The 20,516-nt window shown below is 64.2% G+C and carries 18 protein-coding genes; 12 read left to right on the top strand and 6 right to left on the bottom strand.

The features are described 5' to 3' along the window. Window position 1 precedes the first annotated feature (1 nt). Window positions 2–664: a response regulator transcription factor gene (locus tag VE092_RS07055; RefSeq protein WP_006462842.1), complete on the bottom strand. Its 663-nt coding sequence runs from the start codon at window positions 662–664 to the stop codon at window positions 2–4. Window positions 665–1,023: 359 nt separating this feature from the next. Between VE092_RS07055 and VE092_RS07050 the strand changes: the two genes are divergently transcribed. Together VE092_RS07050 and VE092_RS07045 are read left to right on the top strand one after the other, a co-directional pair. Next, the gene (locus tag VE092_RS07050; protein WP_324875214.1) at window positions 1,024–3,264 is read left to right on the top strand and encodes a TonB-dependent siderophore receptor; all 2,241 of its coding nucleotides are present in this window, start codon (window positions 1,024–1,026) and stop codon (window positions 3,262–3,264) included. 15 nt (window positions 3,265–3,279) lie between these two features. Further along, a complete protein-coding gene (locus VE092_RS07045; protein ID WP_324875212.1) occupies window positions 3,280–3,966 on the top strand; it encodes a Fe2+-dependent dioxygenase in 687 nt (228 codons plus the stop codon). Window positions 3,967–3,996: 30 nt separating this feature from the next. On the opposite strand, the gene VE092_RS07040 is transcribed toward VE092_RS07045, so the two are convergent. From VE092_RS07040 to VE092_RS07020, 5 genes are all read right to left on the bottom strand, one after another. Beyond that, window positions 3,997–5,304 carry a DHA2 family efflux MFS transporter permease subunit gene (locus tag VE092_RS07040; protein WP_324875233.1) on the bottom strand — a complete coding sequence of 436 codons (1,308 nt, stop codon included), beginning with the start codon at window positions 5,302–5,304 and terminating at the stop codon, window positions 3,997–3,999. 229 nt (window positions 5,305–5,533) lie between these two features. Further along, window positions 5,534–6,388 (bottom strand): ABC transporter permease, encoded by an 855-nt coding sequence (locus VE092_RS07035; RefSeq protein ID WP_039874955.1) that lies wholly within the window; start codon window positions 6,386–6,388, stop codon window positions 5,534–5,536. A 94-nt stretch (window positions 6,389–6,482) separates the two neighbouring features. Next, window positions 6,483–7,310 carry an ABC transporter ATP-binding protein gene (locus tag VE092_RS07030; RefSeq protein ID WP_006462847.1) on the bottom strand — a complete coding sequence of 276 codons (828 nt, stop codon included), beginning with the start codon at window positions 7,308–7,310 and terminating at the stop codon, window positions 6,483–6,485. A 127-nt stretch (window positions 7,311–7,437) separates the two neighbouring features. Next, on the bottom strand, window positions 7,438–8,451 hold the full coding sequence (locus tag VE092_RS07025) for an ABC transporter substrate-binding protein (RefSeq protein ID WP_324875206.1): 1,014 nt from the start codon (window positions 8,449–8,451) through the stop codon (window positions 7,438–7,440). Between the two features lie 79 nt (window positions 8,452–8,530). Continuing rightward, window positions 8,531–9,586, bottom strand: coding sequence for an ABC transporter substrate-binding protein (locus tag VE092_RS07020; RefSeq protein ID WP_324875204.1), 1,056 nt, complete (start codon window positions 9,584–9,586; stop codon window positions 8,531–8,533). Between the two features lie 166 nt (window positions 9,587–9,752). Between VE092_RS07020 and VE092_RS07015 the strand changes: the two genes are divergently transcribed. From VE092_RS07015 to VE092_RS06970, 10 genes are all read left to right on the top strand, one after another. After that, window positions 9,753–10,424 carry a response regulator gene (locus tag VE092_RS07015; protein ID WP_006462850.1) on the top strand — a complete coding sequence of 224 codons (672 nt, stop codon included), beginning with the start codon at window positions 9,753–9,755 and terminating at the stop codon, window positions 10,422–10,424. Continuing rightward, window positions 10,417–11,811, top strand: coding sequence for a sensor histidine kinase (locus VE092_RS07010; protein ID WP_324875201.1), 1,395 nt, complete (start codon window positions 10,417–10,419; stop codon window positions 11,809–11,811). The genes VE092_RS07015 and VE092_RS07010 overlap by 8 nt, the downstream gene beginning before the upstream one ends. Window positions 11,812–12,018: 207 nt before the next feature. Then, on the top strand, window positions 12,019–13,290 hold the full coding sequence (locus tag VE092_RS07005) for a sugar ABC transporter substrate-binding protein (protein ID WP_324875199.1): 1,272 nt from the start codon (window positions 12,019–12,021) through the stop codon (window positions 13,288–13,290). Between the two features lie 279 nt (window positions 13,291–13,569). Then, window positions 13,570–14,448: a sugar ABC transporter permease gene (locus VE092_RS07000; RefSeq protein WP_324875197.1), complete on the top strand. Its 879-nt coding sequence runs from the start codon at window positions 13,570–13,572 to the stop codon at window positions 14,446–14,448. After that, window positions 14,436–15,248 carry a carbohydrate ABC transporter permease gene (locus VE092_RS06995; RefSeq protein WP_324875195.1) on the top strand — a complete coding sequence of 271 codons (813 nt, stop codon included), beginning with the start codon at window positions 14,436–14,438 and terminating at the stop codon, window positions 15,246–15,248. The genes VE092_RS07000 and VE092_RS06995 overlap by 13 nt, the downstream gene beginning before the upstream one ends. A gap of 8 nt (window positions 15,249–15,256) precedes the next feature. Beyond that, window positions 15,257–16,294, top strand: coding sequence for an NAD(P)-dependent alcohol dehydrogenase (locus VE092_RS06990; RefSeq protein WP_324875193.1), 1,038 nt, complete (start codon window positions 15,257–15,259; stop codon window positions 16,292–16,294). A gap of 2 nt (window positions 16,295–16,296) precedes the next feature. Continuing rightward, window positions 16,297–17,517: a sn-glycerol-3-phosphate ABC transporter ATP-binding protein UgpC gene (locus VE092_RS06985; protein ID WP_324875191.1), complete on the top strand. Its 1,221-nt coding sequence runs from the start codon at window positions 16,297–16,299 to the stop codon at window positions 17,515–17,517. Further along, window positions 17,453–18,334, top strand: coding sequence for an AraC family transcriptional regulator (locus VE092_RS06980; protein ID WP_324875189.1), 882 nt, complete (start codon window positions 17,453–17,455; stop codon window positions 18,332–18,334). The genes VE092_RS06985 and VE092_RS06980 overlap by 65 nt, the downstream gene beginning before the upstream one ends. Window positions 18,335–18,363: 29 nt before the next feature. Continuing rightward, on the top strand, window positions 18,364–19,845 hold the full coding sequence (gene xylB / locus VE092_RS06975) for a xylulokinase (RefSeq protein ID WP_324875187.1): 1,482 nt from the start codon (window positions 18,364–18,366) through the stop codon (window positions 19,843–19,845). Window positions 19,846–20,068: 223 nt separating this feature from the next. Beyond that, on the top strand, window positions 20,069–20,516 hold a 448-nt coding region (locus tag VE092_RS06970; RefSeq protein ID WP_324875185.1), incomplete at its 3' end, for a contractile injection system protein, VgrG/Pvc8 family.

The raw sequence follows: 20,516 nt of genomic DNA, 5'->3' as shown, positions 1-20,516 counted from the left end.
ATCAGGTCTCGCTCTTTTCGAGCATGTAGCCAAAGCCGCGGATGGTGCGGATCACCACCCCGGAGTCGGCGATCTTGAGGCGGATGCGCGAGACGTAGACTTCCACCGCGTTGATGGTGAAATCCTCACCCCAGGGCAGCACGGCGTCGATGATCTGCTGCTTGGAGACCACCCGCGAGGCGTGCTGCATCAGGTATTCCAGCACCGTCCATTCGCGCAGGGACAGCTCGATCTTGCGACCATCGATGTCGGCGCGCTTGGTGGCGTTGTCCAGCGACAAGCCGCCCACGGTCAGCTGTGCCGGCTGCGGCGCGCTGCGCCGGATCAGCGCCTTGATGCGCGCCACCAGCTCGGGCGTGGCAAAGGGCTTGACCAGGTAATCGTCGGCGCCCAGCTCCAGGCCGTGCACGCGGTCGGGGATGGTGTCGCGCGCGGTCAGCAGCAGCACCGGGGTATTGTTGCCGGCCGCGCGCATGCGCCGCAGGACCTCGAAACCATCGATGCCGGGCAGGCCGATGTCCAGCACCAGCACGGCCGCATTGAATCGCTGCGACAGGGCATCGTGGCCGTTGTTGACGGTGTGCACGGTGAAACCATGCGAATTGAGCACACGCGACAGGCCGTCGGTGAGCACCGGGTCGTCTTCGACCAGCAGAACATTCATAGGAACTTCGAAAGAAAAAAACAGCGCAAAACCTCTGCGTGACGCTGCATCGTATTGCAGCCGCGCCAATGCTGCAAATCGGGGATTGCCCGAGACAGCCTGGGGCCGGCGGGCGGTGTTACTTTTTTGTCACACTCAGTTGGACGTCAGCTTGCTGACAGTCATTTGTCAGCTTGTCTGCTTAATCTTGCCAGCCATGCCAGTGAATAAAAATCATTGGCATACAGAACAACAATACTGGTCATCAGCCAGCCAAACGGTCTTCCATGTCGAAGGACGGAGTAGCCAGCCATTGGAGCCAATCCGGCGCGAGCCGGATTGGCTTCTCGTTTCTCTACTCCACTCTCCTCGACACGAACATGAACCGTCTCACCCCGATCGCCGCCGCATTGCTGGCCACCTTTGCGGCTCCCCTGCCGCTGCTGGCGCAACAGACTGCGCCCGCCTCTTCATCGACTTCTACGACCACCTCTGCGACCGCCAGCAACCAGCTGGCTCCAGTCACCGTGGAAGGCCGCCGCGACGATTTCGCCAGCACCGGCACTGCCATCAGCAAGCTGCCCGCCGACCTGCACGACGTGCCGCAATCGGTGACGGTGGTCAACAAGGCGCAGATGCAGTCGCAGGGTGTGAGCTCGCTGGCCGACGCGCTGCGCAATGTGTCCGGCATCACCCTGGGTGGCGCCGAGGGCGGCCAGATCGGCAACAACATCAACTTGAACGGTTTCTCGGCGCGTACCGACATCTACCTGGACGGCTTCCGCGACCGTGGCCAGTACTACCGCGACACCTTCGCCATCGAGGAAGTGGAAGTGCTGATGGGCCCGTCCTCGATGCTCTTCGGACGGGGCTCCACCGGCGGCATCATCAACCAGGTCAGCAAGAAGGCCAACCTGAAGACGGCCACCGAAGTCTCGGCCTCGGTCACCACCAACGGCCTGGTGCGCAGCACCGCCGACGTCAACCGCGCGCTGTCGGATACCTCCGCCCTGCGTATCGAAGCCATGGCCCAGAACGGCGCGGCCAGCACCCGCAGCCAGACCGACGTGCAGGACTTCGGCCTGGCCGGCTCCTATGTCTGGGGCATCGGTACGTCCACCGAGATCACCCTGTCGGCCCTGCTGCAGCACAACCACGACCAGCCCGACTACGGCCTGCCGCCGCTGAACGGCCATCCCGTCAATGTCGACCGCAACACCGCCTATGGTCTCGACAGCGACCGTACCAACCAGGACGTGGCCTCCTTCAATGCCGGCATCAAGCACAAGATCGCTCCCGACGTGACCCTGCGCAGCCAGACGCAGTTCAACTACGTGCATACCGATGCCGTGGAAACCGCGCCCAATACCATCGGGACGGTCTCTTCCAGCGGCTTCACGGCACTGACCAATGCCACCAGCAAGCTGCCGCTATCCAGCCTCTACGTGCGCGGCCAGAGCCATGACCGCGATATCCGCGACTACTCCATCTTCAACCAGACCGAACTGGCGGCCAAGTTCGCCACCGGCAGCGTGAAGCACGATGCCCTGGTGGGTGTGGAAGTGGGCCATGACGGCTACGACAACCAGAGCTACTACCGCAACGGCAGTTGCAACGGGCGCGCGCTCAACGGTGCCGGCGCCACGAATGGCTATCTGGATTGCGTACCGCTTGCCAACCCGGTCTACAGCGCCGCCGGCAGCAGCGTGGCCGATACCGCCGGCAACCACGCCGGTGGCAGTGCCAACACCATCGCCGCCTACGCGGGCGACACCATCGAACTGGTGCCGCAGTTCAAGCTGGTCGGCGGCCTGCGCTATGACCGCTACATCGCCAGCATCAGCAACTCGATCAATGCCGGCAACACCGCTGGCTCCACCGCACTGGCCTCGGCCGACCAGACCGTCAATTTCCTGAGCGTGCGCTCGGGCGCGATCTGGCAGCCAAGCTCAGCACAGGCCTACTACCTGTCCTATGGCACCTCGTTCAACCCCTCGCTGGAACAGCTGACCGGTACCCTCGGCCAGCAGAACCTGGACCCGGAAAAGAACCGCTCCTATGAGGTGGGCGGCAAATGGGACCTCGACAATGGCCTGGGCCTGAGCGCAGCAGCCTTCCAGATCACCAAGGAAAACGCCCGCAGCCTGGTCTCCACCGGGGTCTATGCCCTGGCCGGCACGGTCCGCGTGAACGGTGCGCGCGCCGGTGCCACCGGTCGCATCACGCGTGACTGGCAGATCGCCGCCAACTACACCTACCTGGATGCCCAGGTCATCGGCGGCGCCGTGGGTGACACATCGGTCGGCAAGGTCCCGGTCAATACGCCCAGGCACACCCTCACCACCTGGACCACCTACGACCTGGCCCCGCACTGGCAGGTCGGCGGCGGCGCGACCTACATGTCGCAGCGCTATGCCAATGCCACCAACACGGTACAGGTCGGTGGCTACACCCGCTATGACGCCATGCTGGCCTACACCACCAAGGCCTATGACATCCGCCTGAACCTGTACAACCTGACCGACAAGATGTATTACGATGCACTGATCCAGTCCGACGGCGGTCGCTCGGTCCCGGGTTCGGGTCGTACCGCGCTGCTGTCGCTCACCTATCGCATGTAAGGCAGAAGCAAACCGATGCTCGTCACCATCCCCCAGTTGCTGGACCCGGCCACCCTGCAGACGGTACGCGGCCTGCTGGAGGCCGCCGGTCCCGCCTGGGTGGATGGGCGCGTGACCGCCGGTTACCAGGGCGCGCCACTGAAGTTCAACCAGCAGATCGACGAGCGTGCCGAGGTGGCCCTGCAGTGCCAGCACCTCATCGTGTCGGCGCTGGAACGGCATCCGCGCTTCATCAGCGCGGCGCTGCCCAACCTGATCTACCCGCCCATGTTCAACCGCTATGGCGAGGGCATGGGCTTCGGGGCGCACGTGGACGGCAGTGTGCGCATCCATCCGCACACGGGCCGCAAGCTGCGTACCGATGTCTCGGCCACCTTGTTCCTGGCGGAACCGGCCGAGTATGACGGGGGGGAATTGCAGATCGAAGACAGCTACGGCATGCACAGCGTCAAGCTGGCCGCCGGCGACATGGTGCTCTACCCGGCCACCAGCCTGCACAGCGTGACCCCGGTCACGCGTGGCGTGCGCATGGGCTGTTTTTTCTGGGTACAGAGCCTGGTACGCGACGATGGCCAGCGCCAGATGCTGTTCGACATGGACAATGCCATCCAGCGTCTGAACCAGACCGATGCCGACGCCCACGCGCGGCGCACGCTGGTGGGCTGCTACCACAACCTGCTGCGGCAGTGGAGCGATACCTGAGCGCTGCCGCTCTGCCCATCCTTGCGGTCTTTACTTGAAATAACGCGGATCCATCCGGCGGAACACCCAGGCCGAGACCAGGGTGATCACGCCCACGATCACGAAGGTGATCTGGAAGCTGGTGTTGGTGGCCAGACCTTCGGCGTTCTTGAATGCATTGACCATGGTTCCGCCGATGGTCACACCCAGGCCGATGGCCAGCATCTGCACCATCGAAAAGAGACTGTTGCCGCTGCCCGCGTCTTCCTTGCGCAAGCCCTTGAGGGTGACGCTGTTCATGGCCGCAAACTGCATCGAGTTCGACGCACCGAAGACGGCCAGTTGCACGATGGCCGCCGCCAGCGGCCAACCCGGCGTGATCAGCGCGAACGAGACGATGGATGCGCCCACAATGGCGGTATTGACCAGCAGGAAGCGATCATAGCCGTAGCGCTTGACCAGCGGTGCGATCCACGGTTTGGCGATGGTGCCGGCGATGGCCGCCGGCAGCAGCAGCATGCCCGCATGCAGGGGCGAATACCCCAAGCGCACCTGCAGCAGCAAAGGCAACAGGAAAGGCACGGCCGACGAGCCGATGCGACAGACCAGATTGCCGGCCAGGCCGATGCTGAAATTGGGCTCACCGAACAAGCCCAGCCGGAACAGCGGCCGCGCATGGCCGCGCGCATGCCACCAGTAGCCCAGCACGGTGGCCGCCGCCAGCAGGAACAGGGCGGCGCTCCAGGCTCCGCGCTGCGTATCGAAGGGCACATCCAGTGCCAGCGAGAACGCCACCATGCAGGCCGACAGCAAGGCACAGCCCAGCAGGTCGAAGCGCGGCGTATCGGCCAGGCTATCGTCGGGCAGGAAGCGCAGCACCGCTGCCATCCCGACCACGCCGATGGGCACATTGATCAGGAATATCCAGTGCCAGGACAAGCTTTGCACCAGCCAGCCGCCCAGTACCGGCCCCACCACCGGCCCCAGTTGCCCGGCAATCGAGATCGAGGCCAGCGCGGCGATGTACTGCGCTCCCGGCACGGCCCGCAGCACCGCCAGGCGCCCCACCGGTAGCAGCATGGAGCCACCCAGCCCCTGCACCACCCGCGCCGCCAGCAGCATCGGCAAGGTGGGTGCCATGGCGCACAGGACGGAACCGACCACGAACAGCAGGATCGCCGCGAAGTACATGCGACGCGTGCCGAAGCGGTCGGCCAGCCAGCCCGAGGCGGGCGTGAGCGAGGCCATCGTCAGGGTATAGGCCACCACCACCGGGTGCATGTTCAAGACCGGCTCACCCAGGCTGCGCGCCATGGCCGGCAAGGCCGTGTTGACGATGGTGGTGTCCAGCGTCTGCATGAAGAAGCCGGAGGCGACGATCCACAGCAAGGCGCGCTGGGTGATCGGATCACTACGGGGATCACTGCCGGGATCATTCAGGGAAGAAGCGGCGGGAGACTCGCTCAGGCGTTGCGGCTGGTCGGCGGACATGGTGGAAGGCGGCGTGGAAGAAAGTGGAAACGCGGCGGGGACACGAAACCGTGTCCCCGCATCACTTCGCTATTCTAAGACTTTTGCGGCCGGCCTATCAGAAGGCCTGCGGACGCCACTTCAGCAGGCGCCTTTCCAGCGCGTGCAGCAACCAGTCCGCCGCCAGCGCCACTACCGCCAGCACGATCATGGCCGCGAACACGCCGCTGGCATTGAAGGCGCCCTGGGCGGTGGAAATCAACAGTCCGATGCCCTGCTTGGAACCCAGGAACTCGCCCACCACCGCACCCACCAGCGCAAAGCCGAAGCTCACATGCAGGCTGGCCAGGATCCACGACAGCGCCGAGGGGATCACCACCGCCATGGTCACCTGGCGGCGCGAGGCACCCAGGATCTGGGCATTGGCGATCATGTAGCGGTCCGCCTCGCGCACGCCCTGGAAGGCGTTGGCGAACACCACGAAGAACACCATCACCACCGCCAGCGCCACCTTGGAAGCCATGCCCAGGCCGAAGGCGATGACGAAGATGGAACCCAGCACCACGCGCGGAATCGAGTTGGCGATCTGGATGTAGAGGCTGAACACATCCGAGAGCAGCTTGTTGCGACCGAGCACGATGCCGGCAATGACGCCGGCCACCGAGCCGATCAGGAAGCCCAGCACGGTTTCTTCCAGCGTGACCAGCACCTGAGTCCAGAGCGAGCCCTGGGACGTGCCTTCGACCATCCAGTCATAGATCTGGATCACGATCAGCGAAGGTTGGGAAAAGAAGAAGGGATCGATCCAGCCGATGCGGGCGCAGACTTCCCAGCCGCCCAGCACGATCACCAGGATGGCGATACGCAGGCCGATGACCAGGTTGCGGCGGCCGCGAATCTTGCGCTGCGCCTCGGCTTCGACGGCGGCGATATCCATCGTCGCAGCGGAGTGGCTTGCTTGTGCTTGTGTCATGTTGCTCACCTGTTGTCGGATTTCGTTATTCAGATTCGTTGTCGGGAAAGGTCGCTGGTGGCTGCCTGAGGCCTGATGCCTGCTGCCTGATCCCTCAGGCAATATGGACTTCCTCGCGCAGATCGGCCCAGATGCGGCGCGAGATGTCGATGAAGCGCTGCTCGTAACGCACCTCTTCCATCACGCGCGGACGCGGCAGGTCGATGGGATAGACGCTCTTCAGGGTGGCCGGGCGGGCGGTCAGCACATAGACCTTGTCGGCCAGGGCGATGGCTTCTTCCAGGTCGTGGGTGACGAACACCACCGAGCCGGAATGGGCCGACCACAGACGCAGCAGTTCGTCCTGCATCAGGGTGCGGGTCTGCATGTCCAGGGCCGAGAAGGGCTCGTCCATCAGCAGGATTTCGGGGCTGTTGATGAAGGTCTGGGCCAGCGCCACGCGCTTGCGCATGCCGCCGGAGAGCTGGTGCGGATAGTGGTCGCCGAACTTGTCCAGGCCCACGCGACGTATCCATTCATCGGCCAGCGCATGCGCCTGGGCCTTGGACTGGCCACGGAACATGGGGCCTGCGGCGACGTTGTCGCGCACGCTGCGCCAGGGGAAGACGGCATCGTTCTGGAACACGAAGCCGATGCGCGGATCGATGCCGTTGACCGGCTGCCCCATCACGCGCACCTCGCCCATGGTGGGTTTCAGCAGACCCGTGATCAGCGACAGTGTGGTGGACTTGCCGCAGCCGGTGGGGCCGACCACGGCCACGAATTCACCCCGGGCCACGCTCATGGAAAAGTCGCGCAGGGCCACGGTGGCCTTGCCGTCGGCAGTGATGAAGCGGCAGGTCACGTTGCGCAATTCGATGGCCGGCGTTTCCTGGGCGGCGTTGCCGGCGGGGGTGAAGGCGTGCTGGTTGATCGCATTCATCGGATGGCTCTTTCGGGGCTGGAGGTTGAGTACCGCCCTGACGCGATATTTCGCATCATGGCGTCAAGCATGGTTCGGGAAGCGGGACCGGCGGCGACGCCGGTCCCGGGGCTATCGGACGCTGGTCCTATTTCACGGTGTCGACGAATTCATCCGTATAGGTCTTGGACAGGTCCACATGCTTGCCCTTGACGTTGGGATTGAATCCCGAGAGCACGGCCAGCACGGTTTCCGGCCCGCCCTTGGGCATCTTGCCGTCCTGCGAATACATGGGCAGCGAGTTGCTCAGGGCCTGCACGTACAGCGGCTTGTTGTTGCCGTAGTAGTCCTTGGGCATCTTGTCGGCGATCTGTTCGGCGCTGTGGGTGTTGATGAACTTGAGCGTCTTGACGAAGGCGCGTGCCAGTTTCTGTGCATCATCCTTGTGGCTGTTGAGCCAGCTGCGCTGCACATAGACGCTGGACGCCGGATACAGGCCGCCCAGCGCCTTGACCGTGCCTTCCACGGTACGCATGTCGATCAGCACCTGGGCGTCACCCGTCTTCAGCAATTGCGAGGCGGTCGGCTCGGTGGTCATGCCGGCGTCGATGCGGCCCTGCTTCATGGCGGCGATGAAGGTATTGTCCGCGCCCACCGGCAGCACCGAGAACTGCTTGGAGGTGATGCCATGGCGCGAGGCCAGGTACTGGGTCAGGAAGTTGGTGGACGAGCCCAGCCCGGTCACACCCAGGGTCTTGCCCTTGGCATCGGCCATGCTCTGGAAGTGCGGCGCGGCCTTGGTGGAGACCAGCTCCACCTCGCCCGGCACCTGACCCAGGATGGTGATGGCGGTGACTTCCTTGCCCTTGGTCTGCAGATCGATGGAGTGGTCATAGAAGCCGACCACGGCCTGCACGGCGCCGGCCAGCAGTTCGTTCTCGGCGTCGACCCCGGCCGGCTGCGACTGCAGCTCGACGTCCAGGCCCTCTTCCTTGAAGTAGCCCAGTTGCTCGGCCAGCTTGGCCGGCAGATAGACCATCTTGTTGATGCCGCCCACCATGATGGTGATCTTGGCGGCAGCCGAGGCCTGGCCGGGGAAAGCGGCCAGGGTTGCGCCGGCCACGGCCAGCGATAGCAAGGTTTGGCGAATGTTCTTGTTCACGATGTCTCCTGTTGGTCGAATCGGGGTGATGCGGATGCAGCGGATTCTAGGGGGTTCGGCGCGTACGTGCAGGGAGGCCTTACTTCACCTGATCGACGAACTCGTTGGTATAGGTCTTGGACAGGTCGATGTTCTTGCCCTTGATGTTGGGGTTGAAGCCGGCCATCACCTTCAGCACCTGTTCGGGGCCACCGGCGGGCATCTTGCCATCGGGTGAATACATGGGCAGCGACGCCTTCAGGGCCTGCACGTAGATGGCCTTGTTGCCGCCGTAGTAATCCTTGGGCATCTTGTCGGCGATCTCTTCGGCCGAGTGGGTCTGGATGTACCTGAGGGTCTTGACGAAGGCAGTGGCCAGCTTCTGTGCCTCGGCCTTGTGGCTGTTCATCCAGGAACGGTGCACGTAGACGCTGGAGGCCGGATACAAACCGCCCAGTGCGGCGCGGGTGCCATCGACGCTGCTCATGTCCACCAGCACCTTGGCCGCGCCCGTGGACAGCAGGATGGAAGTGGTCGGCTCGGTGGTCCAGGCCACGTCCACGCGCTTTTGCTTCATGGCGGCGATGAGCGTATTGCCGGCGCCGACCGGCAGCATCGAGTAGTCACCCGACTTCAGGCCGGCGCGGCTGGCCAGGTACTGAGCCAGGAAGCTGGAAGACGAGCCCAGCCCGGTCACGCCCAGGGTCTTGCCCTTGAGGTCGGCCATGCTGCGTACGCTGTCGGCCAGGTCGGCGCGCACCATTTCCATGCCGCCCGGCACCAGCAGCAACTGGGTGATGGAGGTGACTTCCTTGCCCTTGCTCTGCAGGTCGATGGAGTGGTCGTAGTAGCCGACCACGGCCTGCACGGCGCCGGCCAGCAGCTCGTTCTCGGCATCAACCCCGGCCGGCTGCGACTGCAGTTCCACGTCCAGGCCGGCTTCCTTGAAGTAGCCCAGACTTTCGGCCAGCTTGGGCGGCAGGTAGATGAGCTTGTTGATGCCGCCGACCATGATGATGATCTTGTCGGCGGCATGGGCCTGCGGCGCGGCCAATGCAAGGGCACAGGCGGTGATGGCGGTGACTCCCGCAGCCACGAGGGCGCGGCGCAAAGGGGTGGCGCGGGCTGACGAAAACACACGAACGGCGTGACGCATTATGATTGCCTCCTGATTATGGGTGGGATGGTCTGTCGCCATCTTCACTTTTTATTGATCTGCGGGCCTATTCTAAGAAGCCGAAACCTTCATCCAGCTTTCCAAAAAACGGCTTTTTTATTTGCAGCGCAACAAAAAAGATGCCAAAGAAACACGAGACTACCGCATGAAATTGCTCCTGATCGAAGACAATCCCCAGCTTGCCCACTGGCTGGAGCAGATTCTCAAGGAACACAAGTTCAAGGTCGATATCGCCGCCGATGGCGAGATCGCCGACCAGGTGCTGCGCGACGAGAACTACGATGTCGTGCTGCTGGACCTGATGCTGCCCAAGATGCATGGCAAGAACGTGCTGCGCCGCCTGCGCGAGCGCCACAACGGCGTGCCGGTGATGATCCTGACAGCCAGCGGCTCCATCGACGAAAAGGTGGAATGCCTGGGCGCCGGCGCCGACGACTACCTGGTCAAGCCCTTCGAGATCCGCGAACTGGTGGCCCGCATCAAGGTACTGGTGCGCCGCCAGACCCCCGACAAGGCCGCCGAAATCCACTGCGGCGACCTGGTCTATGACAGCAACACCCGCCAGTTCGCGGTGGCCGGCACCACCCTGGCGCTGCCGGCGCGCGAGCATGACGTGCTGGAAGTGCTGATGCTCAAGCAGGGCAAGACGGTCTCCAAGACGGCGTTGATGAAGGGCGTCTTCAGCCTCTCCGAAGAACCCAGCGCGGACGCCATCGAAATCTACATCTCGCGCCTGCGCAAGAAGCTGGAACATTCCTCGGCCGCCATCATGACCCTGCGCGGGCTGGGCTACCTGCTGCGCCAGAAAGATGATTGACAGCCTGCGCCTGCGGCTGCTGTGGTGGCTGCTGATCCCGATGGCGGTCTATGTGGGCCTGTCCACCAGCGACGCCTACGACAACGCCGTCTCCAGCGCTACCCTGGTGCAGGATCGCGCCCTGCTGGCCTCGGCCCGCATGATGGCCGGCCAGGTCGGCTGGAACGATGGCGCGCCGGTGGTCTCGGTGCCGCCGGCGGCGCTGGAACTGTTCGCCTCGCCAGCGCAGGATGCGGTCTATTACCAGGTGCTGATGGATGACGACACGCTCCTGGCCGGCCGCCCCGACTTCCCCGCCCAACCCGACTTCGCGGTGCTCTACCCGGTCTATACGACCACCAGCTTCGAAGGGCGGCCGCTGCGTGTGGTGAGCTATATCCGCGCCCTGTTCGACGAAGGGACGCTGCGCATGGTGGCGGTCTCGGTGGGCCAGACCATGCAGGGGCGTCAGCAGATGATCGACGACCAGTGGCACGCCTCGCTGCGACGCCAGATCGTATTGCTGCTGTTGGCCATCAGCCTGGTGGTGCTGGGCCTGACCATGGAATTGCGGCCCATCCTGGCGCTCAAGGACGCGCTGGCCACGCGCCAGTCCGATTCGCTCACGCCCCTGCAGGCCGGTGGCCTGCAGCAGGAACTGCGGCCCATCGTGGAGGCGATCAACCAGTACATCTTCCGCCTCAATGCCCAGGTCACCGTGCAGAAGCGCTTTGTGGCCGATGCCGCGCACCAGTTGCGTACGCCCCTGGCGGTGATCGACTCGCAGATCCAGTTCGCCCGCCAGCTCGATGATCCACAGCGGGTGGCCCAGGTGCTGGCCTCGCTGCAGGAGGGTAGTCGCAGCATGACCGACCTGACCAACAAGCTGCTGTTGCTGTCGCAGGCCGAAGCATCCAACGGCAGCGCCTTCCCGCGCGGCCCGGTGGATCTGCTGTCGGTGGCGGCAACGGTACTGGAAGAACTGGCCGGGCTGGCCCTGAAAAAGAACATCGACCTCGGCCTGGAGACCACCCTGGAGCGTGCCATGGTCACCGGCAACGAAGCCCAGCTGGGCGGCATGCTGATGAATCTGATCGACAATGCCCTGCGCTACACCCCGGAGGGCGGCAAGGTCACCGTGGGGCTGGAGCACCGGCGCAAGGAGGTCATCGTCACGGTGACCGACAATGGTCCCGGCATCCCGGCTGAAGTGCGCGAACGCGTGTTCGAGCGCTTCTATCGCAATGCCCGCCCGGACCAGCCAGGCTCCGGCCTGGGCCTGGCCATCGTGCGCGAGATCGTGCAGGCCTCGCAGGGCGCGATACGGCTGGAAGTGCCGGCCACCGGCACCGGTCTGGTGGTGGTGGTCAGCCTGCCGGCCGTGGCTGCCCAGCCCACTGCGTCCTAGGCGCGCCAGCGGCAATACAAAATCCTGCAGCGCACATAAAACCTGAGCAAAAAGTATCACCGGCCTTCACGCTTTTGGCGTGGAGCGCCGCGCCCTGCGCCCGTACTCTTGCTGCAGCCGTCAGAGCGGCTGTGTGCGCACTCCGCTGTGCTCCCCCCAGGCGGCCGCGCATGACATGTGATCGATAAAAATATCAGGAGACAAATCGTGAACAGGTTCTACTTGGGCGCTGCGTGCGCCGTCCTTGGTGCTGCGCTGCCGCTGTCGGTATCGGCGCAGTCCTGCAACGTCCCCGTGCTGAAGGTGCTGGCCCAGAAAAGCCTGGGCCTGACCGTGATGGAAAAATCGCTGGCCGATTACCAGAAGCGCAGCGGTACCCGTATCGAGATCAGCTACTTCGGCGAGAACGACCGTCGCGCCAAGTCGCGCCTGGATGCCTCTACCAAGGCCGGTTCGTATCAGGTCTACTACGTCGATGAGGCCAACGTGGCCGAATTCGCCTCGGCCGGATGGATCGTGCCGCTGCTGAAGTATTTCCCCAAGGAAGCCGACTATGATGACTTCCTGCCCGGCCGCCGCGCCGTGGCCAGCTACAAGGACGTGGCCTACTTCGCGCCGCTGATCGGCGGCTCGGACTTCCTCTTCTATCGCCGCGACCTGCTGGAGAAGGCCGGCCTGCCGGTACCGCGCACGCTGGACGAACTGGTGGCCGACATCAAGAAGCTGCATTCCCCGCCCAATGTCTATGGCTGGGTGGCACGCGGCCAACGCGGCTCGGGCATGAACGTGTGGCGCTGGGCGCCGTTCATGCTGGCCCAGGGCGGCAGCTGGACCGACAAGAACAACCAGCCTGCCTTCAATTCGCCAGCGGCAGTGAAGGCCACGCAGCTCTATGCCGAACTCTTCAAGTACGCGCCACCGGGCGCGGCCACCTACGACTGGAGCAACGCGCTGGAAGCCTTCCGCTCCGGCAAGGTGGCCTTCATGATCGAGTCCACGCCCTTTGCCGACTGGATGGAAGACAGCAGCAAGTCCAGCGTGGCCGACAAGGTCGGTTACGCCCGTCCGCCGGCTCCCCTGCCCTCGGCCGCCTATGGCCACGGCCTGGCCATCTCGGCCGTCGGCGCCAAGGATGAATGCACGCGCCAGGCGGCCGGCAAGTTCATTGCCTTCGCCACCGGCAAGGAACAGGAACAGGCCCGCCTGCGCGAAAAGGTCTTCAGCGACTACAACCGCAACAGCACCGTCCAGAGCGACTACTTCCAGAAGAACGTCAAGCCGCAGATCCTGGCCGGTCTGAAGGACACCACCCCGGTCTCCAAGCTGACCATCTGGCCCAGCCCGCAATGGCCGGACATCGGCGACAACCTGGGCGTGGCGCTGGAGGAAGTGTTCACCGGCACGCAGAAGGACATTCCTCGGGCGCTCAACGATGCTGCGCAATATGCGCAGGATGCCATGGAGCATGCGCGCAAATAGCGGCAAGCCAAACCTCGATCCCACCCTGAGCACCGTTCGGACTGAGTAGCGGCATGGCCGCGTATCGAAGGCGCACCTGCACTTGTCGGCGGTTCTTTGCTGAACTTGCACGACTGGCGCAGACACCGCGCGCCTTCGATACGGCCCTGCGGGCCTACTCAGGACGAACGGTCGCCAAGGAATCGGAACGCACTGGCGTGGCGCCGACGCTACGCCTCGTTTAGAAGAAGTCGCCGCCGAGGCCCTATCCTTGGGTCGCGGCGGCTTCCGGAGTCCTGCATGTTCAATCGTGGAAAGACCTCGCTGCCCTACCTGTTCCTGGGTCCCTCGCTGCTGGTGATGCTGGTGCTGGGCCTGGTGCCGACAGTGGCGGCCATCAACCTGGCCCTGAAGAACCGCGTGCTGCGCTATCCCGACAGCGACTATGTCTGGCTGCGCAACGTGGAAAGACTGCTGTCGGACCGGCGCTTCCTCAACGCCATCGAAGTCTCGGCGATCTGGGAAGTGGTGACCGTGCTCGGCGCCGTGGTGGCAGGTGTGCTCATCGCCATCTATCTCTTCGAAAACGTCCACGGCAAGTGGCGGCACGCCATGTGCGTGCTGCTGATCACGCCGGTGCTGCTGCCCCGGGTGTCGGCGGCCTTCATCTGGAAGTTCATGTATTCGCCGCTGACCGGCATCCTGGGCTGGGTGCTGGGGCTGGTGGGCCTCCATGACACGGCCTTCCTGTCCGACCCGGTGATGGCGCTGTACGCGGTGGCGCTGGTCGATATCTGGCAATGGGGCCTGTTCTTCGCCGTGATCGTGTTGAAGCTGCTGGAAACACTCCCCCCTGAACCACTGGAAGCGGCCAGATTGGACTATGCCCGCACCTGGCAGGTGTATGCCTACATCGCCCTGCCGATGCTGAAGGCCCCACTGATGAGCCTGGTCTTCATCAAGATGGTGGAGTCGCTGCGTTCCTTCGACCTGATCTACGTGATGACCAAGGGCGGTCCCGGTGTCACCACCGAGACGCTGGACATGTATGCCTATGCCCAGGGGATCGGGCTATCCGGCAAGGTCTCGTATGCCTCCACCATGGCGGTACTGATGATGGTAGCGACCACGCTGATCTTTACCCTGATCTGGAAGCGGGTGAGCAAATGGGAAGACTGATCGTACGCTGCGCCGTCTGGGGCGTGGGTATCCTGCTGGTGTTGGTGGCGCTGTTCCCGCTGCTGTGGGCGCTGCTGAACTCACTCAAGACGCTGCTGGATATCGTCACGCCCACGCCGCGCTTCCTGTTCACGCCCACGCTGGAGAATTACCGGCAGGTCATCGGCAGCCCGGAAGTGTTGACCGGCCTGACCAACAGCGCCGTCATCGTCGGCAGCGCGGTGCTGCTGGGCACGCTCATGGGCGTACCGGCAGCCTATGTGATTGCCCGCTATCACGTCCCGGGCAAGCGCGATATCCAGTTCTTCCTGCTGTCGCTGCGCTTCCTGCCGCCAGTGGCGGTGGCCATCCCGCTCATTGCGATCTGGGTTGACCTGGGCCTGTACGACACGCGCTTCTCGATGATCGTGACCTATCTGCTGACCACGCTCTCGACCATCACCTGGCTGTCGATCCCGGTGTTCCAGCGCATGCCGCGCGAGATCGAGGAAGCCGCCACCCTCGACGGCTACGGCCCCTATGCCGTGTTCTGGAAGATCGCCCTGCCCAACTGCGCCGGCAGCCTGCTGGGCGGGATCATCTTCAGCTTCGTGCTGGTCTGGAACGAGCTGATGATCGCCCTGGCGCTGACCTCGTCGGCTAGCGCCACCTTGCCGGTGGTGGCCTCGGCCTTTACCTCGATGGGCCAGGAAGTGCCGTGGGGCGTGATCAATGCCTCCACCGTGCTGCTGGCGCTACCGCCCCTGATCTTCGTCGGCGTATTGAGCCGGCTGTTGAATTCCATGCTCAAAGCAAAATAGGAGACCCCATGCAAGCCCTCGTACTCGAAGCCACCCGCGAACTGAAGCTGCGCGAGATCGACCTGCCGCAACAGGTGGGACCGCAGGATGTACGGATTCGCATCCATACCGTCGGCATCTGCGGCAGCGACCTGCATTACTACACCCACGGCAGCATCGGCCCCTTCAAGGTGGAAGCGCCGATGGTGCTGGGCCATGAAGCCTCCGGCACGGTGGCCGAGGTCGGGGCCGAGGTCACCCATCTGAAGGTGGGCGACCGCGTCTGCATGGAGCCGGGCATCCCGCGCCTGGATTCGCCGGCCACGCTGCGCGGCCTGTACAACCTCGACCCGGCGGTACGCTTCTGGGCCACGCCGCCGATCCATGGCTGCCTGACCGGCAGCGTGGTGCATCCCGCCGCCTTCACCTATCGCCTGCCGGACAATGTCAGCTTCGCCGAGGGCGCCATCGTCGAGCCGCTGTCCATCGGCCTGCAAGCCGCCACCAAGGCGCGCATGAAACCGGGTGACACGGCGGTGGTGATCGGCGCCGGCACCATCGGTGCGATGACGGCCCTGGCTGCCCTGGCCGGCGGCGCGGCACGGGTGATCCTGGCCGACGTGGTGGCGGAGAAACTGGCGCACTTCGCCGGCAACCGCGCTGTCACCACGGTCGATGTGTCGCAACATTCGCTGGTGGACGTGGTACGCCAACTCACCGGAGACTGGGGCGCCGATGTGGTGTTCGAAGCCTCCGGCCACGGCGGGGTCTACCAGAACCTGATGGACCTGGTCTGCCCGGGCGGCTGCGCGGTGCTGGTGGGCATGCCGCCGGAACCGGTGGCACTGGATGTGGTGGCCATGCAGACCAAGGAAGTGCGGCTGGAATCGGTCTTCCGCTATGCCAATATCTTCCCCAGGGCGCTGGCATTGATCAGCTCCGGCATGATCGATGTGAAGCCTTTCATTTCACGCAAATTCCCCTTCTCGCAAAGCATCCGCGCTTTCGAGGAAGCCGCCAACGGGCGTCCCCAGGACGTCAAGATCCAGATCGAGATGGAAGGCTGACCATGGCTGACATCCACTGCCAGGGATTGGCCAAGCACTATGCCGGTGGCCCGCCGGTACTGCATCCACTGGACCTGCACATCGGCGACGGTGAATTCGTGGTCCTGCTGGGCCCTTCCGGCTGCGGCAAATCCACCATGCTGCGCATGATCGCCGGCCTTGAAGACATCTCCGGCGGCACCCTTGCCATCGGCGGACAGGTGGTCAACGCACTGCCGGCGCGGGATCGCAACGTGGCCATGGTGTTCCAGAACTATGCGCTCTACCCGCACATGAATGTCTATGACAACATCGCCTTCGGCCTGCGGCGGCTCAAGCGACCGGCCGCCGAGATCGACCGCCGGGTGCGCGAGCTGGCCGCCATGCTGAACCTGGACACCCTGCTGGAACGCAAGCCGCGCGCCATGTCCGGCGGCCAACAGCAGCGCGCCGCGATCGCCCGTGCCATCATCAAGACGCCCTCGGTGTTCCTGTTCGACGAACCGCTGTCGAACCTGGATGCCAAGCTGCGCGCCCAGTTGCGCGGCGACATCAAGCGCCTGCACCAGCGCCTGCGCACCACCACCGTCTACGTCACCCACGACCAGCTGGAGGCGATGACCCTGGCCGATCGCGTGATCCTGATGCAGGAGGGCCGCATCGTCCAGGCCGGCAGCCCGGCCGAGCTCTACCGCTACCCGCGCAACCTGTTTGCGGCCGGCTTCATCGGCACTCCGGCGATGAACTTCCTCTCAGGCGTGGTGCAGCGACAAGATCAGGACGTGGTCATCGACACAGCCCGTCAGCGCTGGACACTCAAAGGTGAAAGGTTTTCACGCCTGCGCCATGGAATGGCGGTAAAGTTGGCGATACGTCCCGACTACGTCCGCATTGCCGGCCAGCGGGACACAGCCGCCAGCCTGACCTGCCCGGTCAGCGTGGAACTGGTCGAGATTCTCGGTGCCGATGCACTGCTGACCACCCGCCGCGGCGAAGAGACGCTGACCGCGCTGGTCCCTGCCGAGCGCCTGCCGCAAACGGGCGCGCCGCTGACACTGGCCTTCGATCAGCATGATCTGCATGTGTTCGATGTAGCAAGCGGAGAGAACCTGTCGCTGCCCGCGGGCGCCCTGCCGGCCCCCTGGCATGACGACGGCCCGCATGGCAAGGAGACCAAGCATGAGTCCGGATCTGGAACTGGTGCATACCCGCCAGGACGAATCGTTCAGGGCGTGGGTGCATGACTACCCGCACACGGTGGCCAAATGGCACTTCCATCCCGAATATGAAATCCACGTCATTACCGCCTCCAGCGGCAAGTTCTTCGTGGGCGATTGCATCGACGACTTCGGCCCCGGCAATCTGGTGCTGACCGGCCCCAACCTGCCGCACAACTGGGTCAGCAACCTGGGGCCGGACCAGCACCTGGCCGGCCGTGACCTGGTACTGCAGTTCTCGCGCCCCTTCGTGGAGCGCATGGTGGGCGCCATTCCCGAACTGGCCCCCTTGCAGGAACTGCTGGATGGCGCGGCGCGTGGTCTGCAGTTTCCCGATGCATTGGGGACATCGATCACCCCGCTGATGCAGGAACTGGCGCAGGCCGGTGGTGCGCGGCGCGTGGTGATGATGATGTCGGTGCTGGAACAGCTGTCGTCCTGCACCGAGCGCAGGCCGCTGGCCGGTCCGGGTTACGACCTCAATGCGCAACGCCACATGTCATCCACCATCAACCAGGTGCTGTCCTATATCCGCCAGAATCTGGGCGGCAACCTGCGCGAGACCGATGTGGCCGACCTGGCCGGCATGAGCGTGAGCAGTTTTACCCGCTTCTTCAAGCGCCATACCGGCTGCACCTTCATCCAGTACCAGAACGGCCTGCGCCTGAACGAAGCCTGCGAACTGCTGATGTGCACCGAACTGAGCGTGACCGAGGTGTGCTACCGGGTGGGCTTCAACAATCTTTCCAATTTCAACCGCCAGTTCCTGGCCTGCAAGGGCATGCCGCCCTCGCGTTTCCGCTCGCTGCACCGGCTCAATGACGACGTCCGGGCAGTGGCCTGACCCCTACTCCGCAAGCAAAGGAAATTGATTTGAGCTATCTGGGCATCGACCTCGGCACTTCCGAAGTGAAGCTTGTCCTCACCGACGACGACTCCCGCGTCATCGCCACCACCGGTGCCAGGCTGCGCGTGGACAACCCACACCCGCTGTGGTCCGAACAGGCGCCGCAATCGTGGTGGAACGCCACGCAGGACGCCATCGCCGCGCTGCGCACTGAGGCTCCGCAGGCCTTCTCGGCGCTGCGCGGCCTCGGTATCTCCGGCCAGATGCATGGCGCCACCCTGCTGGACCGCAACGGCAACGTCCTGCGCCCGGCCATCCTGTGGAACGACATGCGCGCCCACGCCGAGTGTGTGGAACTGGAAGCACTGGTGCCGGACGCCGCCCGCATCACCGGCAATCGCGCCATGCCCGGCTTTACCGCGCCCAAGCTGCTGTGGCTGTCGAAGTACGAACCGGCGGTCTACCGCGCCATCGACAAGGTCTTGCTGCCCAAGGATTACCTGGGCTGGAAGCTGACCGGCGAGTTTGTCTCCGAGATGTCGGACGCGGCCGGCACGCTCTGGCTGGACGTGGCGCGGCGCGACTGGTCCGAGCGCATGCTCGCGGCGACCGGACTGGACCGCAGCCACATGCCGCGCCTGGTGGAAGGCAGTGCCGTGGCCGGCCAGCTACGCGAGGAATTGCGCCGTGAATGGGGCATCGACGGCCCGGTGGTGGTGGCCGGCGGCGCCGGTGACAATGCCGCCAGCGCAGTGGGCATCGGCGTGATCCAGGCCGGCGACGCCTTCCTCTCGCTGGGTAGTTCGGGCGTGCTGTTTGCCGCCACCGCACGGCACGCCCCCAACCCGCAACAGGGCGTGCATGCCTTCTGCCACTGTCTGCCCGGGCAATGGCACCAGATGAGCGTTATCCTGTCCGCCGCTGCCAGCCTGCATTGGCTGTCCGGCGTGGTCGGTCGCGAGGTGGCCGAACTGGTGGCCGGCGCCGAACACCTGAGCGCGACGCAACAGGCCCAGGCGCCGATCTTCCTGCCCTATCTGAACGGCGAACGCACCCCGCATAACGATGCCAACGCCAAGGGGCTGCTGTTCGGCATGACACCTGCGCACGACGCCGCCCACCTGACCTATGCCGTGATGGAAGGTGTGGCCTTTGCCATGGCGGATGGATATGCAGCGCTGCAATCGGCGGGTACCGTGCTGCTGAGCGCCGCCCTCGTCGGCGGCGGATCGCGCAGTGCGTTCTGGGGAGAGTTGTGTGCCACGGCGCTGGGAATTCCCTTGCGGCGACATGCGGGGGCGGAAGTCGGCGCGGCACTGGGGGCAGCGCGTTTGGGGCGCCTGGCGCATACGGGGGAGGATGTAGCGAAAGTTTGCGTGGCGCCGGAGATCCTGGAGACCTATCGTCCCGACTCTGGAAGGCAGGAACAACTGATGCGCAGGCTGGCACAGTATCGGCGTCTCTACGCCAGTCTGGCGGAGGAATTCAGCAGATTCTCGCGGACCTGATATCCGAAAAGGCAGCACGAAATTACATCGCTGACCGTCATTGGACGCCTTTCCGGTCAGCCTTTTCCACATCATCGCCAGCGGCGAAAACACCTCATTTCTCGAAGCATTTCAACAGACTTCGTGCTAGCGCCATGCAACCATCTGCGCTTTCCCGATCAGGCCTGCCAGCACTGCATCCGCTTTCCACGGGAAACCCATTCCTTCCCGCAGAAAGAACCGCATGCATCGAGACACCACACGCTGGGACATGCTCACCCGGCAGCGCCAGCACAATCGCATCCTGCAACTCTCCTTCATCAATGACGACGGTCCCGAGGCCGAATTACTAATCAATCGCCTGGAGGCCAGCGAAGCCTTGAGCCGCGACTTCTGCTACACGCTGGAACTGCTGAGCAATGACGCCGACATCGCGCTCAAATCCGTGATGGGCAAGCTGCTGTGCGCCGCACTGACCCGGGGCGACGGCACACAGCGCTACTTCACGGGATATGTCGACCGCTTCAGTTTCATCCGCAGCGATGGCGGAATCGCTTTCTATGAAGCGCGGCTGGTTCCCTGGCTGGCCTTCCTGAAGAGCGGCAAGAACAACCGCGTCTTCCACCGCCTTTCGCTGGAAGGTCTGAGCGCTGAACTGTTCAGCGGCTGCCGCCTGCATGCGCAATGGGACT

Source organism: Herbaspirillum sp. (genome assembly GCF_035644555.1).
Lineage (GTDB): Bacteria > Pseudomonadota > Gammaproteobacteria > Burkholderiales > Burkholderiaceae_D > Herbaspirillum.
Note: the sequence above shows the minus strand (reverse complement) of the source record. Positions and strands in the feature narration are given on the sequence as shown.